21 protein-coding genes and 4 tRNA genes are annotated in these 22,084 nt (G+C 42.4%); 19 read left to right on the top strand and 6 right to left on the bottom strand.

What is annotated here, in order from left to right:
• The first annotated feature begins 187 nt into the window (after positions 1–187).
• Positions 188–1,378 (top strand): amino acid aminotransferase, encoded by a 1,191-nt coding sequence (locus CWC29_RS10580; RefSeq protein ID WP_128726832.1) that lies wholly within the window; start codon positions 188–190, stop codon positions 1,376–1,378.
• Positions 1,379–1,683: 305 nt separating this feature from the next.
• On the opposite strand, the gene CWC29_RS10575 is transcribed toward CWC29_RS10580, so the two are convergent.
• Entirely contained in the window at positions 1,684–1,998 is a 315-nt protein-coding gene (locus CWC29_RS10575) for a YebG family protein (protein ID WP_128726831.1), read from the bottom strand.
• 270 nt (positions 1,999–2,268) lie between these two features.
• Between CWC29_RS10575 and CWC29_RS10570 the strand changes: the two genes are divergently transcribed.
• Entirely contained in the window at positions 2,269–2,577 is a 309-nt protein-coding gene (locus CWC29_RS10570; RefSeq protein ID WP_128726830.1) for a ComEA family DNA-binding protein, read from the top strand.
• A gap of 51 nt (positions 2,578–2,628) precedes the next feature.
• On the opposite strand, the gene CWC29_RS10565 is transcribed toward CWC29_RS10570, so the two are convergent.
• Together CWC29_RS10565 and dsbB are read right to left on the bottom strand one after the other, a co-directional pair.
• Positions 2,629–2,934, bottom strand: coding sequence for a hypothetical protein (locus CWC29_RS10565; protein ID WP_128726829.1), 306 nt, complete (start codon positions 2,932–2,934; stop codon positions 2,629–2,631).
• A 12-nt stretch (positions 2,935–2,946) separates the two neighbouring features.
• Positions 2,947–3,456, bottom strand: coding sequence for a disulfide bond formation protein DsbB (gene dsbB / locus CWC29_RS10560; RefSeq protein WP_128726828.1), 510 nt, complete (start codon positions 3,454–3,456; stop codon positions 2,947–2,949).
• A 413-nt stretch (positions 3,457–3,869) separates the two neighbouring features.
• Here dsbB and CWC29_RS10555 point away from each other — a divergent pair, with 413 nt between their 5' ends.
• The 4 genes from CWC29_RS10555 to CWC29_RS10540 all read left to right on the top strand — a co-directional run bounded on the left by CWC29_RS10555 (position 3,870) and on the right by CWC29_RS10540 (position 7,108).
• On the top strand, positions 3,870–4,502 hold the full coding sequence (locus CWC29_RS10555; protein ID WP_128726827.1) for a DJ-1/PfpI family protein: 633 nt from the start codon (positions 3,870–3,872) through the stop codon (positions 4,500–4,502).
• 90 nt (positions 4,503–4,592) lie between these two features.
• Positions 4,593–5,300, top strand: a complete 708-nt coding sequence (locus tag CWC29_RS10550) for a hypothetical protein (RefSeq protein WP_235956561.1) — start codon at positions 4,593–4,595, stop codon at positions 5,298–5,300.
• Positions 5,301–5,468: 168 nt separating this feature from the next.
• Positions 5,469–6,182 carry a fatty acid metabolism transcriptional regulator FadR gene (fadR, locus tag CWC29_RS10545; RefSeq protein WP_128726826.1) on the top strand — a complete coding sequence of 238 codons (714 nt, stop codon included), beginning with the start codon at positions 5,469–5,471 and terminating at the stop codon, positions 6,180–6,182.
• 320 nt (positions 6,183–6,502) lie between these two features.
• Complete coding sequence (locus CWC29_RS10540; protein WP_010371125.1) at positions 6,503–7,108, top strand: peroxiredoxin; 606 nt, start codon at positions 6,503–6,505, stop codon at positions 7,106–7,108.
• A gap of 257 nt (positions 7,109–7,365) precedes the next feature.
• Here the strand turns inward: CWC29_RS10540 and CWC29_RS10535 are convergent, their stop codons facing one another.
• Both CWC29_RS10535 and smrB read right to left on the bottom strand, forming a co-directional pair.
• Positions 7,366–7,608, bottom strand: coding sequence for a hypothetical protein (locus CWC29_RS10535; protein ID WP_128726825.1), 243 nt, complete (start codon positions 7,606–7,608; stop codon positions 7,366–7,368).
• A gap of 236 nt (positions 7,609–7,844) precedes the next feature.
• Positions 7,845–8,396: an endonuclease SmrB gene (gene smrB / locus CWC29_RS10530; RefSeq protein WP_010371129.1), complete on the bottom strand. Its 552-nt coding sequence runs from the start codon at positions 8,394–8,396 to the stop codon at positions 7,845–7,847.
• A 96-nt stretch (positions 8,397–8,492) separates the two neighbouring features.
• Here smrB and prmB point away from each other — a divergent pair, with 96 nt between their 5' ends.
• The 3 genes from prmB (at position 8,493) to CWC29_RS10515 (ending at position 11,060) form a co-directional block, all read left to right on the top strand.
• Positions 8,493–9,428, top strand: coding sequence for a 50S ribosomal protein L3 N(5)-glutamine methyltransferase (prmB, locus tag CWC29_RS10525; protein ID WP_138524635.1), 936 nt, complete (start codon positions 8,493–8,495; stop codon positions 9,426–9,428).
• A 47-nt stretch (positions 9,429–9,475) separates the two neighbouring features.
• Positions 9,476–10,573: a chorismate synthase gene (gene aroC, locus CWC29_RS10520; protein WP_138524631.1), complete on the top strand. Its 1,098-nt coding sequence runs from the start codon at positions 9,476–9,478 to the stop codon at positions 10,571–10,573.
• A 67-nt stretch (positions 10,574–10,640) separates the two neighbouring features.
• Positions 10,641–11,060 (top strand): glycosyltransferase family protein, encoded by a 420-nt coding sequence (locus tag CWC29_RS10515; protein WP_138524633.1) that lies wholly within the window; start codon positions 10,641–10,643, stop codon positions 11,058–11,060.
• A gap of 61 nt (positions 11,061–11,121) precedes the next feature.
• On the opposite strand, the gene folD is transcribed toward CWC29_RS10515, so the two are convergent.
• On the bottom strand, positions 11,122–11,976 hold the full coding sequence (gene folD / locus CWC29_RS10510; RefSeq protein ID WP_128726821.1) for a bifunctional methylenetetrahydrofolate dehydrogenase/methenyltetrahydrofolate cyclohydrolase FolD: 855 nt from the start codon (positions 11,974–11,976) through the stop codon (positions 11,122–11,124).
• A gap of 416 nt (positions 11,977–12,392) precedes the next feature.
• Here folD and CWC29_RS10505 point away from each other — a divergent pair.
• The 10 genes from CWC29_RS10505 to CWC29_RS10460 all read left to right on the top strand — a co-directional run bounded on the left by CWC29_RS10505 (position 12,393) and on the right by CWC29_RS10460 (position 22,074).
• Positions 12,393–12,469 (top strand) — tRNA-Pro (locus tag CWC29_RS10505).
• A 41-nt stretch (positions 12,470–12,510) separates the two neighbouring features.
• Positions 12,511–12,587 (top strand) — tRNA-Arg (locus tag CWC29_RS10500).
• Between the two features lie 24 nt (positions 12,588–12,611).
• Positions 12,612–12,687 (top strand) — tRNA-His (locus CWC29_RS10495).
• Positions 12,688–12,706: 19 nt separating this feature from the next.
• Positions 12,707–12,783 (top strand) — tRNA-Pro (locus CWC29_RS10490).
• A gap of 277 nt (positions 12,784–13,060) precedes the next feature.
• Complete coding sequence (tig, locus tag CWC29_RS10485) at positions 13,061–14,365, top strand: trigger factor (protein ID WP_128726411.1); 1,305 nt, start codon at positions 13,061–13,063, stop codon at positions 14,363–14,365.
• 332 nt (positions 14,366–14,697) lie between these two features.
• Positions 14,698–15,315, top strand: a complete 618-nt coding sequence (gene clpP, locus CWC29_RS10480; protein WP_128726412.1) for an ATP-dependent Clp endopeptidase proteolytic subunit ClpP — start codon at positions 14,698–14,700, stop codon at positions 15,313–15,315.
• A gap of 122 nt (positions 15,316–15,437) precedes the next feature.
• Positions 15,438–16,721, top strand: a complete 1,284-nt coding sequence (clpX, locus tag CWC29_RS10475; protein ID WP_128726413.1) for an ATP-dependent protease ATP-binding subunit ClpX — start codon at positions 15,438–15,440, stop codon at positions 16,719–16,721.
• A 422-nt stretch (positions 16,722–17,143) separates the two neighbouring features.
• Entirely contained in the window at positions 17,144–19,501 is a 2,358-nt protein-coding gene (lon, locus tag CWC29_RS10470; protein ID WP_138523181.1) for an endopeptidase La, read from the top strand.
• 216 nt (positions 19,502–19,717) lie between these two features.
• On the top strand, positions 19,718–19,990 hold the full coding sequence (gene hupB / locus CWC29_RS10465) for a nucleoid-associated protein HU-beta (RefSeq protein ID WP_125253533.1): 273 nt from the start codon (positions 19,718–19,720) through the stop codon (positions 19,988–19,990).
• A gap of 173 nt (positions 19,991–20,163) precedes the next feature.
• Positions 20,164–22,074, top strand: a complete 1,911-nt coding sequence (locus tag CWC29_RS10460; protein WP_138523180.1) for a SurA N-terminal domain-containing protein — start codon at positions 20,164–20,166, stop codon at positions 22,072–22,074.
• Positions 22,075–22,084: the final 10 nt, after the last annotated feature.

Raw genomic sequence — 22,084 nt, 5'->3', positions numbered from 1 at the left:
CTATAGGCCCTAGTAATAGTGGGACTGTAAACTTAAAGCCTTTGCGGTGCTAACAAGTTTACAAAAATGAATAAAATTCTAGATAAATATGGTAACTGAGATACAAGTCTCTATGTTACCATCAAGTCTACTGGAATCGAGCGTCAGCCGCTCGAGTTTGCATTAATTAAAATAAAAGAGATAAGCCATGTTCTCAGAGCTAAAACCACTTCCAACAGATCCTATTTTAGGCCTGATGGCCGCTTATAAGCAGGACACTAATCCAAATAAAATTGACCTAGGTGTAGGTGTTTATAAGGATGAACAGGGAAATACGCCGGTACTTAGAGCGGTTAAAAAAGCGGAAGCATTTCGTTTAGAAAACGAAACGACAAAATCTTATATTGGTTTGGCTGGTAACTTAGACTTCTGTCAAAAGATGGAAACACTGTTACTTGGAGAGCATAGTACATTGTTGGCAAACCGTGTACGCACGGCGCAAGCACCTGGTGGCACGGGAGCATTACGTGTTGCTGCCGAATTTATTAAACGTTGCAACACCAATGCGACTGTTTGGGTTACTACTCCAACTTGGGCAAACCATATCAGCCTATTTGAAGCTGCTGGTCTAACAGTCAAAGAGTATCCTTACTATGACTACGAAAATAAAGGGTTGTTATTTGATGAGATGATCAATGCACTGAAGCAAGTATCTAAAGGTGATGTGGTACTACTTCATGCATGTTGTCATAACCCAAGTGGTATGGACTTAAATCAAGAGCAATGGAAAGTAGTTGCTGAACTTGCGAAAGAACAAGGTTTTACGCCATTAATTGATATCGCATACCAAGGTTTTGGTACCAGCCTTGAAGAAGATGCACAAGGCCTTAGAACAGTTGCGGATACGGTTGATGAAATGATCATCTGTTCATCTTGTTCTAAGAACTTTGGTCTTTATCGCGAGCGTATCGGTGCGTGCTCAATCATTGCAAAAGACAGTGCAACTGCAGACGTTTCAAACTCAGTATTACTTAGTGTTGTGCGTAGTATCTATTCAATGCCACCAGCACACGGTGCTGATATTGTAAATACCATATTAAGTAGTTCTGAACTTACACAAATGTGGTATGACGAACTTGATGAAATGCGTAGCCGTATCAATGGTCTACGTACGTTGATCAAAGAAAGCCTAGCTGCAAAAGGTGTTGAGCAAGACTTCTCATTCATCGACCGTCAGCATGGTATGTTCTCTTTCTTAGGTATTAATAAAGAGCAAATTGACAGGCTGCGCACTGAATATGCTATCTATATGGTAGGTTCTAGTCGCGTTAACGTAGCTGGTGTAAGCAAGGACAATATTGACTATTTTGCTGACGCAGTGGCAAGCGTGATTAAGTAATACCGCGCTATACAAAACAAAATAAAAAACCGCAAAATGTGCGGTTTTTTATTTTTACCCAGCATCACTTACTGAAGTAATACCAGTTGTATTAAGTAAATGATCTATCTTTAAGCGGGGAAATAGCTTTAGTAGCACCGCTCTCGCGTCCTGCTGCCGCTAAGGTACCTATATCCATATAGGCAAGGCAAAAATCTTGCTATTTAGTTGTTCTAAATGAGAAATTTTTAACGAAGCTAATATGCTATTTCACCCTTCAAATTGATTAGAGAATTAATTCAATTGGTATAAGTAGCTATTATCACTTAGGCTTGCTTAATTTTGGTCACTTTTTCTGAATCTGACGCTTTTTCGTCTGCAGATTTGTTTTTGGTACTGGCCTTTGGTGCTACTTTTCCACCTTTTAATACAGACACAAAGTCATCTTTTTGTTTTGCAATTTCAAGCGCTAGGGATTCAACTTGTTGTTCACTCAGCGGTACGTCAACTTTTGCTAGCATATCTTCCAATGCCTCAGCTACATCTAGCATCTTATCGTAAGCATCAGCTTCTTTTTTAGATGTGAAAGTCATACGCTCGACTCCATTTCTTTCAACAACATATTTGATGATAACGGCCATGGTTATTCCCCTAGTCACTGTTTTTTTATACAGTAAATTGAATTGAGTGATTAAGCAAGCTATTTTGAAAATTTTTCAAGTATAGGTGAACAAAAGAGAATTAACAAAATTTTTTAAAAACAACAGGTTAATATTAATTTTCTTTTTTGAAAGAATGAAAATTTTTGACAAAGTTGATACTCCAATCTTTATTTAAAAAGCGTACTGCAATCACTCACCGAGGTGAATGCAGTAAGCTTCGGATACTTTTTACGCACAAGGAGTGTATATATGTTCAATAAACCCACCATACTTTCTATTTTATTGGCGTTAGGTTTAAGCTGTTCAAGTGTGCTCGCAAAACCTGCGGAGCAAGCAAAATCAGTCTCTCAAACACAGCAGCAAAGTGTTGCGCTTGATATTAATTCTGCAGATGCTTCAGCGCTTTCAAGTTTACCAGGGATTGGTATTCGTAAAGCTGAAGCCATTGTTGAGTATCGCAAAAAAATGGGACGCTTTAAGAGCACAGCTGAGTTACTCGAAGTAAAAGGAATAGGGAAAGGCATATTGGCAAAGCTGGAGGGAAAGATTAGAGTCTAGTTGATGTTATTGTGTGCGAGCTTAGCTGCTCGCACACAGGTAGATTGAAAATTAGGGCTTATTCGAGGCGTTAAACTCAGCGATCGCTCGAGCCAATTTGGGTTTGCCAAACTGTATTTCCACCGGTGTAGTTAGTAGTGGATAAACTAATCCGGCTACGAGTAAGACGGGTAATAACAGCCAGCCTTCAAAGACGACTAATGAGGCAAAAAATGGTGTGAGTAATAGCAACTTTACTATTCTTAATACGACTTTTGTTTTCGCGTCGAGACGGCTAAGTGCAAGACGTAAGATAATCTGCTTGTCACGTAATTTAAATTCTCTTAGCTGCTCAATTTGGCTTAACCTAAAATGCATGAATACGAAATCTCAGCTTCTTTTAGTAACGTGGAAAAATAAGAAAAGAATAAATGCGATACTATAAAATGCAAAGATAATTTCCATCCATCCTGGCATAGATAATCCTGCGAAAGACCAGTCTATATTGCCACAGTCACCCGTTGCAGCAAAAAAGCTTGGCAGCCATTCATGAAGCGGCATAAACGCAGGAAAGTTTGGTACAAAGTCACAGGTAAAAGCAAATGGATCCGTTGTGGTTTGCATACTGATATGTTCACGGGCGATAAAATAGCCCCAAATACTGCCTACACCCCAAGAAGCAAAGGCAAAACTGCGTAGCACGAAGGAGCGAGGCGAAATCATACCGATTAAACCAGCCGCTAACAGCCCCAACATAGCAAAACGCTGATAGATACACATAATACAGGGTTCTAAACCCATACCATATTGGAAATACAGTGCGACAGCTTCGAAAATAGCAGCGGACAGTGCCAGCAATCCCCATGATTGCCTAGAGAGGTGAAAAGATGAAATCTTCATTATCGAGAAACCCTTTTTGTTTTATTATGCTTTATCTGGTTGCGTTAGGGCAACCTTACTTCGGCAGTGTGCGCTATCTTTGCGACGATTTTTCGACTCTTGTTGTTAGTAGAAGTTCGAAAATATCAAAATAGATCACTTGATTAAATCAATTGATGTTGTATCACCAAGTGAGCCGGCTTGTGGAGTATCCACCTAGCCGTGAATATATTACCACCCCAACAGGGATGAAACTTTGGTGGTGGTCTATGCGAATACAGAGCTTCTGAGTATCAATCGTATCATCGAGTTAGTTTGGCAGCCGCAAGTGGTAAATTAAAAGAATAAAAAATAGAATAAACAACACCCACTACCGCAAAGAATAAATAACACATATGTTTGCGACTAATGAAAGCAGCGAAGGAAAAAACATTATGTATAAAGTAGGCATTGCTCTGTTTGACGATTTCACAGACGTAGACTTCTTTTTGATGTATGACTTGCTTGGTCGAACAACCGACAGTTGGGTTGTGAGTGTATTAGGAACGAAGCCAGAGCATAGTTCTCACCTTGGCATGCGAGTTAAAACAGACGGGCATATTTCAGAAGTAATTAATCAAGATGCAGTTCTGATCACGAGTGGCAAACGTGGTATTCCTGCAGCTATGAAAGACACTGAGTTTATGTCCGCGCTGAACCTTGACCCAAATAGGCAGCTAATAGGCTCGATTTGTGCGGGATCTTTCATCCTTCATGAGCTTGGTTTGCTTAAAGGTAAGTCGTTAACGACGAATCCAGATGCTAAGGGTGTTTTGCAAAGTATGGGAGGAGATGTTCAGGACTTACCCCTTGTCATAAACGGTAACATCGCCACCGCTGGAGGCTGCCTCTCGCTAATGTATCTAATCGGCTGGTTGGCAGAGCGGTTGTTTGACTCAGATAAACGGAAGAATATACAAAATCAGTTAATTCCAGCTGGGCAATTAGCGCTTTTTGAAGACCTCATTGCTACAACGATTCAATCAGCAGAGTTAGAAAATTTGAACACAGGCGCCCAGACCCTCTGAGATGCAAATGGAGGGTAAGTCTTCGTCATTGCTAAATTTTAGTCTGATATTTATTCTGACTAAGCGACGTACTAAAAGTATCAAATAAATATGAGCAATCAACAAAAGTGGCAAAGGCAGTGGAGGGAAGTATTAGGAGAGTCGACAGAATCCATGCCTGATATCAAGGAGGATTATATTCTCCACTTCGACATATGGAAACTGGATGATGAAAAACTAGAAGCTTGCTTTGCAATATTTCCTAATGGCAAGCGAATACTTAAAAGAGTGAATGAAGTCAGAAAAGTGTATCCGCAATCTACAGAAATTGATGATGAAACTCTCTTAAACAAGCTAAATCAACTCAATGAAAATATAGAGATTGTGCTTCAAGCATTCGGCGACCAAGCACTTATTGAGTTAAATAGAGAAAAGTCTTCCACTAAGAAATGTCGTGTTTATCGGGGCAGTGAAACGCTAAGGTGTGAAGTGTTTAAAAATGCGGATCCACCCACCATACATTTAGATGATGCACTGTCTGAAATTATCAAGAAACACTGTGGTGGAGAAGGTTACGAAGCACTTTTCTTTTTAAGTGAGCCGTTATACCAATTGGTTGGTTGCGATTATACCGTTTCGCATTGGATAGCATGGGCAATGGTAGAAAACGAATACGATACCGATCCGTACTACGAAGCATTTGAATTATACAAAATGAAAGCAGAGGCTGGATGGTCTGATGAGGAGCAATTTGTTTACATTAACAGCTCAGTGTTTAGCGAAGATGAGCTCGTTCTCGCCAAGTCTATATCGCCTTAATTGAGTTCTAAGTCTCACACCGCATCACAATCTCACCTACATTGAATATGGCTATTTTCAGCTAGGGTGATTTGTAGCTTGTTAGTTGAGCTTCATCTGGTACAATCAGTGGATTAACAAGCACAACCTGCCAATCAAGGCATTGATGTAATAATAAAGTGGTGTGAGATGAGAATTTTCAAAGCCAAGAGCCCAGCTGGATTTGCTGAAGAATATATTGTTGAGTCAATTTGGAACGGCGAATTCCCTCCGGGATCCATTCTACCTGCTGAGCGTGAGCTTTCTGAACTCATTGGTGTAACAAGAACAACACTGCGCGAAGTATTACAAAGGCTAGCTCGTGATGGCTGGTTGACTATCCAACATGGTAAGCCAACCCGAGTAAATAACTTTTGGGAAACGTCGGGTCTTAATATATTAGAAACTTTAGCGCGTCTTGATGAAGATAAGATGCCCGAGCTGACCGATCAGCTGCTGTCAGCGCGTACCAATATTAGTGCTATCTATACGCGTGCGGCGATAAAATTCAACCCGCAGCGTGTTATCGATATTTTGTCTAAGCATGAAGAGCTAGAAGACACCGCAGAAGCCTTTGCCGATTACGATTATCAAGTTCACCATGAACTGGCAGGTGCAGGGCAAAACAAAATTTATGTGCTTATTTTAAATGGCTTCAGAGGCTTATACTCAAAAATTGGTTGTCATTACTTCTCAGATCCTAGAACGCGAGGACTGGCGAGACAGTTTTATGCAGATTTAACCAAACTGGCGGAAAATCAAGAACACGATGGGGCTATTTCATTAATGCGTAAGTATGGTCATCAATCGGGTGAAATTTGGCAGCAGATCCGCGGTGATATGCCAGAAAACATTATGGACTAATGTCTATCGAGTGATATACATGTTAAAGAGGCTTCTTCGTGAAGCCTTTTTTGATCTCCGAATGGCGTCCTGAGCGGAGGTATTTGAGTCTCATCGAATTTATAGATTGATGCTATCGCTAAATTCGATTGTTAATTATGGCACTTGCCAAATACACTAGGCGCAGTTTTTGGTGGTGAGAATGACAAAGATACTTTGGTTATGAATCTAGCTAGGGTTGTTTTTTCATAAGCACGCCACAATATTATGAACAAGATATTTTGGTCTCGACACGAGATACCAAATAAGATTGGAAATAAACCTAACTATTGGAGATAAAAATGGGTGTATTAGTAGGCCGCAAGGCACCAGACTTTACAGCAGCAGCAGTACTAGGTAACGGTGAGATCGTAGATAGCTACAACCTGCACGAGCGTATTAAAGGTAAAAAAGCGGTTGTTTTCTTTTACCCACTAGACTTCACGTTTGTTTGTCCTTCAGAGCTAATCGCGTTCGACAAGCGTTACGAAGAGTTCCAAAAGCGTGGTGTTGAAGTGATCGGTGTTTCAATCGATTCTCAATTCTCACATAACGCATGGCGTAACACTCCAGTAAACGAAGGCGGTATCGGTCAAGTTAAATACGATCTAATCGCTGACGTTAAGCACGAAATCTGTCAAGCATACGACGTTGAGCACCCAGAAGCTGGTGTTGCTTTCCGTGGTTCTTTCCTAATCGATGCTGAAGGTAATGTTCGTCACCAAGTAGTTAACGACCTACCACTAGGCCGTAACATCGACGAAATGCTACGCATGGTTGATGCACTAGCATTCCACGAAGAGCACGGTGAAGTATGTCCAGCTGGTTGGACTGAAGGTAAAGCAGGTATGGATGCAAGCCCTGAAGGTGTTGCTAAGTTCCTATCTGAAAACGAAGGCGCACTATAATTTAGTGTCGACTTTGTGATATCTCGCTGATATCAAAAAAGAAACCCGCCAATTGGCGGGTTTTTTAATGGCTACTGATACCTCAATAGCTTTCAGAGGGTAAAACTTTGACTACTTGGCTACCTTGCCTACTTTAGCAAGTGCTATGCTAGTTAAAGTTAATAAACTGACCCAGTGACTTTATCAGTTGAATGCTTAAGTAAGCGGCGAATAAACTGATCACGGGAGTTGCGAGCAGACTCAGAAATTCGAGTTCATTAATCATTAGTCTCTTCCTTTTTTACTTGCTCGTTGTTATTGGTTGTTTGAAACGCTTTCTCTAGAGACTGTTTGGTCTCAATTTTTATTTCCTCTAGATTCGCTTTGATTGACTCAGCGATAGCTTGCGTTACTTTGGTTTTTACTTCTTGAAGTAAAGAAGCATCAATTTGTGCAGCTGTTGTTGTCATGCTCGCTGTAAACAGTAAAGTTGTCATGGTGATTTTCGCTAAAGTAGTCATAATAAGTTTCCTTGTAATTTGTTAGTCGCAATAACTATTACAAAGGTTGTGCCAAAATAAATTTAATTTTTATCTTATTGATTTTTATGTATTTTAATTTTTTCTTGGCACAGGGGAATTAATAAGGTGGTGAATTTGACCAGTAATGGATGGGTGAAATGGCTAAGATTTAGTTAAAACTATTAAGGCTGGATTAAGCGAAGTAAGAGAGGGTAAAAAACAATGTTTGGGCCGAACTAACGGCCAAAGTTAGGGTCATCAGGTAAGTCAACCAAGATTAATACAGCCCCTTTACCGCCATATTCTAAAGGTGCTTGGTGCATCGCCAGTATATCTGGATGCTGGACAAGATACTGCGGTACTTTATGTTTAAGCACACGCTCACCAATTCCATGAACCACGCACGCACAGGCAATATGCTGCTTCTTGCAAGCATGAATTAATGCTGCCAGTTCTTGTTTTACCGTTTCTTTATTTAGCCCGTGCAAATCTAAGATGAGTTCGGGCGCGTAGTCACCACGCCTTAGCTGCTTTGCTAAATAGCGATCAGCTCCGGGCTTTACGAAGTTGATGGTTCCCGACGTATCAATATCTGGAATATACTCGTCAGAAAAGTAAAACTCAGATTGCTGCTGCTTGACTTGTTGCTTCAGCTCAATGCTCTGAATTTTTTTCTTTTGTTTGAGCTGCACCTGATCTTGTTTGAGGGGTTTTACACCATTCAAAGACTCACGAAACATCGCGAAATCGTCATTTAGGTCAGCATTAGTGTTAGATTCTCTGTTCATGGTGACATTTTAAATAAAAAAAGCATAAAAACCTAGCTTAAAAACCGCTACAATAGCGCCATATAGTTTGATCTTTAGAGAGTCACCATGACGGAAATGTCGCAACCACTTATTACCGAAGAAATGGCCGTTGAGGCCTTTCAAGACTTACATACCATTCAGGACTGGGTACGCTGGACAGCGAGCCAGTTTGTGAGTAACGAGGTATTTTTTGGTCATGGTACGGATAATCCTTGGGACGAAGCGGTCAGTTTGGTGCTTCCGGTGCTGCATATGCCAATTGATGCCCCCAAAGAAATCATGCATGCGCGCATGACACAAAGTGAGAAAGCGCATCTGATGGAGTTTATCAAAGCACGTATCGAGCAGCGTATTCCCGTCGCCTACTTAACCAATCAAGCTTGGTTTGCTGGTATGCCGTTTTATGTTGATGAGCGCGTATTAGTACCACGCTCACCATTTGCAGAGTTAATCGCAAAACATTTTTCCCCTTGGGTAGCTACACCGAATAAAGTAACGCGTATCTTAGATATGTGTACGGGTTCTGGTTGTATTGCGATTGCATTGGCTAAAGCATTTGAGCGCGCACAAGTCGACGCAGTAGATATTTCTTTTGAAGCCTTAGAAGTGGCTGATCACAATATCAATCAGCATATGATGCAAGACAGGGTTTTCGCTATCCAGTCTGATGTATTTAGTGGTGTACCGGGTCAAAAGTACGATTTAATCGTAGCAAATCCTCCTTATGTTGATGCAGAAGATATGTCAGATCTGCCAGAGGAGTTCCATCATGAGCCAGAACTTGGATTGGCGTCAGGAGAAGATGGCCTTGATGTGACCCGCACATTACTGGCAGAAGCGGCAGATCATTTAAATGATGATGGTTTGTTATTTGTCGAAGTTGGTAATTCTATGGTACATATGGAACAGCAATTTCCTGAAGCACCATTCACTTGGCTAGACTTTGAGCATGGTGGTTTAGGGATTTTTGTCGTATCCAAACAACAACTATTGGAATACTTTAAAAACTGATAGGGAGCCAATGCTCTCTATCGTCTATTTAGGAATGAGGAAAAACGATGGCAGGCAATAGCATTGGCCAATTATTTAAGGTGTCGACCTTTGGTGAAAGTCATGGTGCCGCGCTTGGTGGCGTGGTGGATGGTGTACCACCTGGGCTTGAGATCACTGAAGCTGATTTACAAATCGATTTAGATAGACGCAAACCAGGTCAAAGCCGTTACACAACGCAGCGTCGAGAAGGCGATGAGATAAAAATTCTCTCGGGTGTGTTTGAAGGCAAGACTACGGGTACGAGCATCGGGTTATTGATTGAAAATACCGATCAACGTTCAAAAGATTACTCAAACATCAAAGATTTGTTTCGTCCGGGTCACGGCGACTATACCTATTGGCACAAATACGGACATAGAGATTATCGCGGTGGTGGCAGGTCGTCGGCACGTGAAACTGCTATTCGAGTTGCTGCAGGTGCCATCGCGAAAAAATATCTCAAGCAAGTCCATGGCATCGAAATCAATGCCTGTCTTTCTCAATTAGGCCCGATTAAAGCCGAGCATTATGATTGGTCAGCCGTTGAAACCAATCCATTTTTCTTTCCCGATGAATCTAAGCTTGAAGCGTTAGATGAATATATGCGTACACTGAAAAAAGAAGGTGATTCAGTCGGCGCAAAGGTAAAAGTCGTGGCGAAAAATGTGCCTGTTGGTTTAGGTGAGCCAGTGTTTGACCGTTTGGACGCCGAGATAGCGCACTCCTTGATGAGCATCAATGCCGTAAAAGGAGTCGAGATTGGTGATGGCTTTGATGTGGTTGAGCAAAAGGGCTCCGAGCATAGAGATGAACTAACGCCACAGGGATTTACCTCTAATCATGCAGGCGGCGTGTTAGCGGGTATTTCTACAGGACAAGATATTATCGCGTCAATTGCGCTAAAACCGACATCAAGTATCTCGGTGCCGGGGCAGAGTATTGATACCCACAACCAACCGCAAGAAGTTGTGACGAAGGGTCGTCATGACCCTTGTGTTGGTATTCGCGCCATTCCAATCGCAGAGGCCATGTTGGCAATTACACTCATGGATCATTTATTGCGTCACCGTGGTCAAAACCAAGACGTCAATTTGCCGCATAAGTCAATTCCTGGTCATATCTAGCCAATATCAAGTAAGCTAATTTTTGGCACAGTGATTGCTTTTCTTGGACAAATCAAGGAGAGCAATCATGATCACTTACCAAACCCACTCCGCAATCCGCACTACTGAGCCTGTCTCAGAGGCGCATAGTTCTACTCGAACCAACGCTGCGCAGGAGCAAGACTATGTCGCTGCTGCTAACATCGCAGCCCAATCATCTCCTATACTCGATAATAAAGTAGACGAGCCATTTAAATATGAAGTAGTGGAGCGTAATGAAACATTTCTCGAAAAAATGAGAGAAGCGGTAATGTTTAGCCGCTTGGGGGCAAATAAAGAGAAAATAGACGAATTAAAAGAGAAAATGGCAGAGCTTGAAAAGCTTGCGGCTGAGGGGAAAATTTCACCTGAAGAATTAGAAGAGCGAATGGCTGCTTTACAAGAGGCAATGAGAGATGCGGTAACTCAGGAAGAAAACAAAGCGAACAAGGACACGCTAATGAGTTAGTGAGGTTTAAAAGAATAAAAGCCTCAACTGAGGCCTTTACATACTCATAAACTAATAGCGTTTAGCTGTGATACTTTTCACACGCTTCTAGCGTATTTTCGATTAAGCTTGCTACGGTCATTGGACCCACACCACCTGGCACCGGGGTAATAAAGCTCGCGCTCTGTTCTGCGATGTCGTATTGCACGTCACCTACCAGTTTGCCAGATTCTAAGCGATTAATACCTACATCAATAACAATCGCGCCTTCTTTAACCCAGTCGCCCGGAATAAACTCTGGTTTGCCTACCGCCACAACCAGAAGATCGGCACGACGCACATGGGTTTCGAGGTCTTGCGTAAACTTATGGCAAACGGTTGTAGTACAACCGGCAAGTAGCAACTCCAGCGACATAGGGCGACCAACGATGTTTGAAGCACCAACCACAACCGCATGCATGCCCTTATAACGAACACCAGTAGAATCGAGTAGGGTGATGATCCCTTTTGGAGTACACGGTCTTAATGCAGGCATTCTTTGTGCAAGACGACCGACGTTATATGGGTGAAAGCCGTCGACGTCTTTGTGAGGATCAATACGCTCTAACACTTTTTCAGCGTCTAGGCCTTCAGGTAGCGGCAACTGCACTAAGATCCCATCAACTTCAGGATCTGCATTAAGCTCGTCAACAAGCGCAAGTAATTGTTCTTCGCTTGTGTCACCTGGTAAGTCGAAAGATTTAGAAACAAATCCGACTTCTTCACAGGCTTTACGCTTTGAACCAACATAAACTTGGCTCGCAGGATCCTGGCCTACTAATACCACTGCCAAGCCAGGCGCTCTTAGACCTTGCGCTAGTCTGTCTTGAACTCGTTGTGCAACAGTAGAACGAACTTGTTTCGCGATAGCTTTGCCATCAATGATGTTTGCCGTCATGATTGACCTATATTAAGGGTTAAAAAACTTGAACGATGATAGAGCCTTTAAATTCTTCTATACAAGTACTTTTATTGAGTGATGACTCTGCTTGTAGAGAAAAATAATGGGGTTGCTCTATTTATATGCCCTGCTAATTAGTTTGATAGAGGACATTTGCCCGCTATTTTCGCAAAAAACAGCCATCCCGCCAAGTTTGCATTGCGTAAAAGCAAAGGTTTTCATGATCAGCTCTACAAGAAGCGTTCAAAAATTGTTTAAGTCAGCTGTTTTATCAACAATTTGTGGCAAAATTAGGCAGTTGAAACAAAAACTAAAAAAAATATTTGACCTACTTCGGGCAAATCACTATTATGCACCCCGTTGCCAACGAGGACTCACCGATAAAAAGGTTATTAGTTCTCCAAGGTCACAGTCGGCGATTAGCGCAGCTTGGTAGCGCACTTGGTTTGGGTCCAAGGGGTCGCAGGTTCAAATCCTGCATCGCCGACCACTTTTAAAATAAGAAAGTAGCATGAAGATGTTTACGAGTTTGCGCCCTTAGCTCAGCTGGATAGAGCAACGCCCTTCTAAGGCGTCGGTCGAAGGTTCGAATCCTTCAGGGTGCGCCATCTTATTTTAATCCACATGTAGTGGCGGCTGTAGCTCAGTTGGTAGAGCCCTGGATTGTGATTCCGGTTGTCGTGGGTTCAAGTCCCATCAGTCGCCCCATCTACATGCCAAAATTAGTCGGCGATTAGCGCAGCTTGGTAGCGCACTTGGTTTGGGTCCAAGGGGTCGCAGGTTCAAATCCTGCATCGCCGACCACTTTCTCCCCAGTATCTCAGTCATTTATTTCAAATTTACTAACTTTTAATCAATTAGCACCAATATGCCTAATTATTTAACCTGATTGCTCGACTCCGTCGTTGAATAGGTTATAATGCCGCGTCTATTAATTAACGTAGTGCCCGTAGGGCAGGCAACAAGCGTCACATGCAACGGAGAGTTTGGCAGTTTAGCCGAAGGCCCATAAAAAGCATGATGGTTGTCTTGTTAGTAAGGAAGGCGCTTTGTCGCCCAAAAATGAAGATTGAGGTAAATCATGCAAGTTTCTGTTGAGACGACTCAAGGCCTTGAGCGCCGTCTGACCATCACCGTTCCTGCAGAGAACGTTGAGACTGAAGTTAAAAAACGCCTACAACAACTGTCAAAAACACAGCGTATCGATGGCTTCCGCCCTGGTAAAGTTCCAGTGTCAATCATCACTAAGCGTTACGGCGCAGCTGTACGTCAAGAAGTTGCTGGCGATCTTATGCAGCGTAACTATATCGAGGCAATCATTGCTGAGAAAATCAACCCAGCTGGCGCACCTAGCTTTGCTCCTAAATCTCTAGAAGCAGGTAAAGATCTAGAATTTGATGCAACTTTTGAAGTATATCCAGAAGTTGAGCTTAAAGATCTAGAAAAAATTGCAGTTGAGAAACCAGCAGTTTCAGTAACTGACGAAGATCTTGCTAACATGCTTGAAACGCTTCGTAAGCAACACGCTTCTTGGACTGAGAGTGATGCTGCAGCTGGCGAAAAAGACCGTGTAACGGTTGATTTCGTTGGTACAATTGACGGTGAAGAGTTCGAAGGCGGAAAAGCTGAAGACTTCCCTCTAGAGCTTGGTCAAGGTCGTATGATCCCAGGCTTCGAAGACGGTATCGTTGGTAAAAAAGCAGGTGAAGAAGTAGTTTCTGACGTAACTTTCCCTGAAGATTACCATGCTGAGAACCTAAAAGGTAAAGCGGCTCAATTCACTATCACTGTGAAGAAAGTTGAAGTTCAAGAACTTCCTGAATTAACTGACGAGTTCGCAACTAAGTTTGGTGTTGCTGAAGGCGGTGTTGACGCACTTAAAGAAGAAGTTAAGAAGAACATGGAACGTGAGCTGAACCAAGCGGTTAAAGCTAACGTGAAAGATCAAGCGATCAAAGGTCTTCTAGAAACTAACGAAGTTGAAGTGCCTAAAGCACTAGTCGACCAAGAGATCGACGCACTTCGTCAACAGGCTGCACAGCGTTTTGGCGGCAACGCACAAAACATGCCTGAGCTACCAGCTGAGCTTTTCCACGAGCAAGCGGTAACGCGCGTTAAGACTGGCTTACTTCTAGGTGAAGTAATCAAAGCGAACGACATCAAAGCTGACGATGCAAAAGTTGAAGAATTAATCGAGACTGTTGCTTCTGCGTACGAAGATCCAAGCGAAGTAGTTGCATACTACAAAGCTAACGACCAGCTTATGCAGCAAATGCGCAATGTAGCAATGGAAGAGCTAGCTGTTGAAGCTGTGCTTGCAGCTGCATCTGTTTCTGATGTTGAAAAGTCATTCGACGACATCATGAATCCACAGGCTGCTCAATAAGTCTTTGAACAAATCATTGACTTACAGCTAAGCTGAAGTTTAAATGGCTCGAGTTACTCTAATAGAGAATTCGGGCCATTTTTGTTTTTAAGCCTTGATATTGAAGCATTAAGTGCTTATATCTTGAGGCATGGCTTATTTTATTAGCTATACTTATTTTACGAGTCAGGTTTCATTGAGTATGACTGATACAGTTATATCTACTCGTTTCAATTCGCTCAAAAAAGTATTAGCCTAAACACCTATCACAGAATGTTTTTATGGGCCGCGCTAAGTCCAATAAAGTTGCAGCGAATAGGCAATAGATTCTGTGCTAATAAGGAATAAAAAACATGAATGATGGTATGATCGATCCAATCAATGCGTTAGTACCTATGGTCGTGGAGCAAACGGCTAAAGGTGAGCGTTCTTATGATATTTACTCACGACTGTTAAAAGACCGTATTATTTTCTTAACTGGTCAAGTCGAAGACCACATGGCCAATTTAATTGTGGCGCAGATGCTGTTCTTGGAATCGGAAAGCCCAGACAAAGATATATTCTTGTATATCAATTCGCCAGGTGGTTCTGTGACCGCTGGTATGTCAATCTACGACACGATGAATTTTATCAAGCCTGACGTTAGTACGGTTTGTGTTGGTCAAGCTGCGAGTATGGGCGCATTTTTGCTATCTGGCGGTGCTAAAGGTAAACGTTATTGCTTGCCGAACTCGCGTGTGATGATCCACCAACCTTTAGGTGGTTTCCAAGGTCAGGCTTCTGACTTTGAAATTCATGCCCGTGAAATCTTGGCGATCAAAGAAAAATTGAATCGCTTAATGGCGGATCACACCGGTCAACCTTATGATGTGGTTGCGCGTGACACAGATCGAGACAACTTTATGACTGCAGATCAAGCGTTAGAGTATGGCTTGATTGATGCGGTTCACTCTCGTCGAGAGCTGAAGTGATTATGAATTAGCCGATGAGTTGAATTCATCGGCTTCTACTGTGCCAAAGCCAAATTTCTTTGGTATAGTTAAAAGAAATACGATGTTATCTAAAGATAACAGCAATTGAATGAGGTAGCTGAATGTCAGACACTCCAACAGACGGCGATAAGAATAGCAAGCTACTCTACTGCTCATTTTGCGGTAAGAGCCAGCATGAAGTTCGTAAGTTAATTGCCGGTCCATCTGTCTATATATGTGACGAGTGCGTTGAACTTTGTAACGACATTATTAGGGAAGAAATCAAAGATATTGCGCCTAAGCATGACGCGTCTGATAAATTACCCGTGCCAAAAGAGATCAGAAATCACTTAGATGACTATGTGATAGGTCAAGACCATGCTAAAAAGGTCTTGTCTGTTGCGGTTTATAATCATTATAAGCGCCTGCGTAACCAAGGCGGAAAAGGTGATGTAGAACTTGGCAAGAGTAATATTCTACTAATTGGTCCAACGGGTAGTGGTAAAACCCTTCTAGCAGAAACGCTTGCACGTTTACTTGACGTTCCATTCACAATGGCAGATGCAACGACATTAACCGAAGCTGGTTATGTGGGTGAAGATGTTGAAAACATCATTCAAAAGCTTCTGCAAAAATGTGATTACGACGTTGAGAAAGCACAACGTGGTATAGTTTACATTGACGAAATCGACAAAATTTCAAGAAAATCTGACAACCCATCAATTACCCGTGATGTGTCAGGCGAAGGTGTACAACAAGCACTATTAAAGCTGATTGAAGGCACGGTTGCATCTGTTCCACCACAAGGTGGCAGAAAGCACCCGCAACAAGAATTTTTACAAGTAGATACTTCTAAGATCTTGTTTATTTGTGGTGGTGCGTTTGCAGGTCTCGATAAGGTCATTGAGCAGCGTAGTACAAAAAATACGGGGATTGGGTTTGGTGCTGAAGTTAAATCTAAGGACTTTGAGCGCTCATTAAGCGAAACGTTTAAAGACGTAGAGCCTGAAGATTTAGTTAAATATGGCTTAATTCCAGAATTTATTGGTCGTTTGCCAGTTGTTGCGACTTTGACCGAGCTGGACGAAGACGCATTAATTGAAATCTTAAATGAGCCGAAAAATGCACTTACTAAGCAATACGCGGCGCTATTTAAGATGGAAGGTGTTGACCTTGAATTCCGTGAAGATGCGCTAAGAGCGATTGCTCATAAGGCAATGGAGCGTAAGACGGGTGCCCGTGGCCTACGATCAATTGTCGAAGGCGTATTACTCGATACTATGTATGAGCTTCCTTCATTAGAAGAAGTGAGTAAAGTCGTCATTGATGAAACGGTGATCAAAGGCGAATCAGATCCGATTATGATTTACGAGAATAACGGTAAAGAAAAAGCGGCGTCTGAATAGCTCAATATATGATTGAAAAAGGAGCCTAGTGCTCCTTTTTATTTCTTAGTCCACATCAGATAGAAACCGATTTACTATTAAAGTGAAAAGCTCTTAAACGGGTAAGCTTTCTCGTTTAAACCTGCAAAGAGATATTAATCTGGGTTGATAAGTAACTGATTTGAGAGATCAAACCTATTTACGAATAGCATTAAAGATTTCTCTTTTTGTAAGACTAAATAATAATTTTTAGTGGTGCTCATGGCGCTTTCTTGTCTTAAAGTAGATTACTTAATGGTCCATATTTGTATTTCTCTCTCGTGGTTTTTTGCCCTGAATTGATCTCTACTTGATGCGGATTACTATAAACTATTGAACTTTATCTGCGTTATCCCCATATAGCTCAGTATTCCCAAAATTAATTGAAGTGCGAAGAGAACATAATGACGCTTGAAAGAATGGATCGAGTAGAAATTCCAGTGCTAGCGCTACGTGATGTAGTGGTGTATCCGCATATGGTGATCCCGCTGTTTGTAGGCCGAGAAAAATCAATAAAATGCCTAGAAGCAGCGATGGACAATGACAAGCAAATCTTTTTAGTTGCGCAGAAAGACGCCTCAGTTGATGACCCAAGCACTGATGATGTCTATCAGACTGGTACCATTGCAACGGTACTACAGTTACTCAAACTACCTGATGGTACAGTGAAAGTGCTGGTTGAAGGTACTCAGCGCGCAAAAATCGATGAGTTTCTAATTACAGACGAATATTTTCTGGCGCAAGCTCAGTATATTTCATCCGAGGATGTAGATGAGCAAGAGCAAGACATATTAGTTCGCAGTGCAATTAGCCAATTTGAAGGCTATGTGAAGCTAAATAAAAAGATCCCACCAGAGGTCCTAACGTCAGTATCGGGTATCGATGAGGCTGCACGTCTAGCTGATACGATGGCTGCTCATATGCCAATTAAAGTACCTGAAAAACAAAAGGTGCTAGAAATTAACGATGTGACTGAGCGTCTTGAGTATTTGATGGCGTTGATGGAAGGCGAGATCGACTTACTTCAAGTAGAGAAAAAGATCCGCTCACGTGTTAAAAAGCAAATGGAGAAATCCCAACGCGAGTACTATCTGAATGAACAAATGAAAGCGATTCAGAAAGAACTTGGCGAGCTGGATGATGTACCTGACGAATTTGAAGCCCTGAAAAAGCGTGTTAGCGAAGCGAATATGCCGAAGGAGGCGGAAGAAAAAGCGCTTTCAGAGCTAAATAAACTTAAAATGATGTCACCTATGTCTGCTGAAGCGACGGTTGTGCGCTCATATATTGAGACCATGATCAATGTGCCTTGGAAAAAGCGCTCTAAGGTGAAAAAAGACCTAGCTGGTGCGCAAAAGATTCTAGATGCCGATCATTATGGTCTCGAGAAAGTGAAAGACCGTATTATCGAATATTTAGCGGTGCAGCAGCGCACTAATAAGCTAAAAGGTCCTATTTTATGCTTAGTTGGCCCCCCGGGGGTTGGTAAAACCAGTTTAGGGCAATCCATCGCGCGTTCGACTGGCCGTAAGTATGTACGTATGGCGCTTGGTGGCGTGCGCGATGAGGCTGAAATTCGCGGCCACAGAAGAACTTATATTGGCTCAATGCCGGGTAAACTGATCCAAAGTATGTCGAAAGTTGGCGTGAAGAACCCGCTTTTCTTATTAGATGAAATCGATAAGATGTCATCGGATATGCGCGGCGACCCTGCTTCAGCTCTACTGGAAGTGTTAGACCCAGAGCAAAATAGCAACTTTGCAGACCACTATTTAGAAGTGGACTACGATCTGTCTGATGTTATGTTTGTTGCAACCTCTAACAGTTTTAACATTCCGGGTCCATTGTTAGACCGTATGGAAGTCATTCGTCTTTCTGGCTATACCGAGGACGAAAAGCTGAATATTGCTAAGCAGCACTTAATTCCAAAGCAAGTTAAACGCAATGGATTAAAAGAATCTGAAATCAATATAGAAGACAGCGCGATCATTGGCATTATTCGCTATTACACGCGTGAAGCGGGCGTACGTAATCTAGAGCGCGAAGTGTCTAAGTTGTGCCGAAAAGCGGTTAAGAACATCTTGCTCGACAAAAACGTTAAGCAAGTTGTGATTAATCAAGAAAATCTTGAAGACTTCTTAGGTGTACAACGTCACGATTACGGAAAGGCGGAAGACGGTGATAGAGTTGGCCAAGTTACCGGTCTTGCATGGACGGAAGTAGGGGGTGACTTACTCACTATCGAGTGTGCTGCAGTACCAGGTAAAGGCAAACTCGCTTACACCGGCTCCTTGGGCGATGTGATGCAAGAGTCAATTCAAGCGGCAATGACCGTGGTGCGCAACCGAGCTGACAAACTACGCATAAATGACGATTTCTACGAGAAACGTGATATTCATGTTCACGTTCCAGAAGGCGCGACACCGAAAGATGGTCCGAGTGCCGGTATTGCGATGGTTACTGGTTTGGTATCAAGCCTTACTGGTAATCCAGTACGTGCAGATGTCGCGATGACAGGTGAAATTACCTTGCGTGGCGAAGTTCTGCCTATCGGCGGTCTGAAAGAGAAATTATTGGCGGCTCATCGCGGTGGAATTAAACGAGTTTTAATACCGAAAAAGAACGAGCGTGACTTAAAAGAAATTCCTGAGAATGTACTTGAAGGGCTTGATATTCATGCCGTGTCATGGATTGATGAGGTATTATCACTGGCGTTAGCGCACCCAATAGACAGTTTTAGCGTGGAATCGCAAAAAAACTAAGAAAAAAGCCAAAAAATTGAGTGAAAAGGCTTTTCAAATCTAAAAGGTGTGTTAAGTTAGGCACTGTATTCAAGCCTACTGGTTCGGAAGCCCCGTAATTACTAGGCTTGACAAAGATTTCGAGAATTAGAGAGTCGCTGTGATGTCTCTAAATGAATAGCAAAAGTTCTCAGTAAAAAGTAACTTTTGACAATAAATATGGAAGAGGATGATATTGTGAATAAATCTCAATTAATCGATCAAATCGCAGCTGATGCTGACATTTCTAAAGCGGCTGCTGGTCGTGCGCTAGATTCATTCATTGAGTCTGTAACAGGTGCACTAAAAGAAGGTGACTCTGTTGCACTGGTAGGTTTTGGTACTTTCTCAGTGCGCGAGCGCGCTGCACGTTCTGGTCGTAACCCACAAACTGGTGAGACTATTCAAATCGCAGCAGCTAACATCCCATCTTTCAAAGCGGGTAAAGCGCTTAAAGACGCAGTAAACTAATTTAATTTGAATTAGGCGATGCAGAGTCATCGCGAACTGCTTCAAGATAAAAGGCGTATCTGCTAAGATACGCTTTTTTTATACCATCACTAATCTGATTGGTGTAATGCTTAACCCAAATCTAGCAAATACAAAGTGCTTAGGTGCTTTGACTTAGATAAGAGAAACAATAAATGCTTGAAAAGATCAGAGAAGGCTCGCAAGGCCCGGCGGCTAAAATCGTATTAGGTTTAGTCATCTTATCTTTTGCGTTAGCAGGGATCGGTGGTTACCTAGGTCAAACCACAGAGCAGCCTGTCGCAGAAGTGAACGGAGTAAAGATTTCACAAACTAAGTTTTCTCGTGCTTACTCAAATGAACGTGCACGACTAGAGCAACAGTTTGGCGAATACTTTGCGCAGATTGCAGCCGATCCTAATTATATGGCGCAAATTCGCCAAGGTGTTGTCGACCAATTAGTACAACAAGAATTACAAACTCAACTAGCTAAAGAGCTTGGTCTTCGTGTGAGCGATGAGCAGGTTAAAAAAGCGATTGTTGAAATGCCATATTTTCAAATTGGTGGAGAGTTCAGTAACGACCGTTATTTACAAGTCATTCGTCAAATGAACTTCCAGCCAGATAGCTTCCGTGAATACCTTCGTGACGAGATGACTCGTGCACAGCTAATCTCAGCGGTGGCAGGCACTGATTTTGTACTGAAAAACGAACTTCAGCAATCTATTGCGCTTCAGCAACAGACTCGCGCTATCGACTACGCGGTATTAAGCAAAGAGTTGGTAAAAGATGAAGTGTCGGTTTCAGATGAAGAGATTCAGAACTACTACGACTTGAATCAAACTCAGTTCCAGGCTCCAGAATTGGTGGCGGTTAACTATATTGAGTTAAAAGCCGAAGATCTAGAGCCAGCAGAGCCGGTTGCTGAAGAAGCGTTAAAAACATATTACGAAGAGCAAAAAAACCAATACCTTGAGCCTGAAAGACGCCGCGTGTCACACATTCTTGTTGATGCAAGCGAAGATGCTGAAGCCGCAAAGCAAAAAGCAGATGAAATTCTGGCTGAATTGAATAACGGTGCTGATTTTGCCGTCGTTGCAGAAGAAAAATCTGACGACGTGGTGAGTGCTGAGCTTGGCGGTGATTTAGATTGGATTGAAAGAGACATGATGGATCCTGCCTTTGAAGATGCTGCATTTGCGCTTGCCGCAGTAGGTGATGTATCTGAAGTGGTTGAATCTGAGTTTGGTTTCCATATTATCAAGCTCACAGACATTCAGCGCCAACAAGCTCAGTCTTTTGAAGACGTAAAAGACGACCTTCGTGCAGAGCTTGAAAAAGCAGCCAAGATTGATGCGTTTTATCAAAAGCAAACCCGTGTAGCAGAACTTGCTTTTGAAATGGCTGACTCACTACAAGACGCTGCTGAAGCCGCTGGCGTTGAAATCAAATCAACTGAACTAGTAAGCCGTAATGCGCTTCCTGAGCCACTGAATTCACCAGCGATAAGCAATACTATCTTCACGCCAGAGCTGTTAGAAGACCGCGTAAACTCAGAAGTGTTAGAAGTTGCACCAGAGCATATCGTGGTGGTTCGTGTTGCTGAGCATAAAGCGGCTGCGACTAAGCCACTAGAGGAAGTCAGCACGCAGATCGAAACGCAGTTGAGTAATGAAAAAGCTTCAACATTAATTGCAGAGAAAGCACTGTCGCTATTTGAGCAACTACAAGGTGGTTCTACGTTAGCTGAGATAGCTAAAGAGCAAAGCATCGAAGTGAAGAGCGTGACTGAGCTTAAGCGTCGCAGCTACGATGTACCACCAGCTATTGCAGCTGAAGCATTTAAATTACCTCAGCCAGGTGTAGCAGAGACAGAATCTGCACTTGTAGAGCTTGGTAATGGCGACTCGGCATTTGTGGTTCTTAAGTCCGTAACTACACCTGAAGTTGACGACAAGGTTGATCCGCAGCAGAAGCAGTCAATCACTGCTTCCTACGCAAATAAAAACTACCTTGAGCTACTAGCAGCACTTGAAGCTAAGTCTGAAGTAAAAAGACCACAGCTACAGGTCACAGAGCAGCAATAATCGTTTTTAG

Source organism: Pseudoalteromonas galatheae (genome assembly GCF_005886105.2).
Classification (GTDB): Bacteria; Pseudomonadota; Gammaproteobacteria; order Enterobacterales; family Alteromonadaceae; genus Pseudoalteromonas; species Pseudoalteromonas galatheae.
The sequence above is the reverse complement of the archived record's forward strand: the minus strand, read 5'-3'. Positions and strand labels throughout refer to the sequence as shown.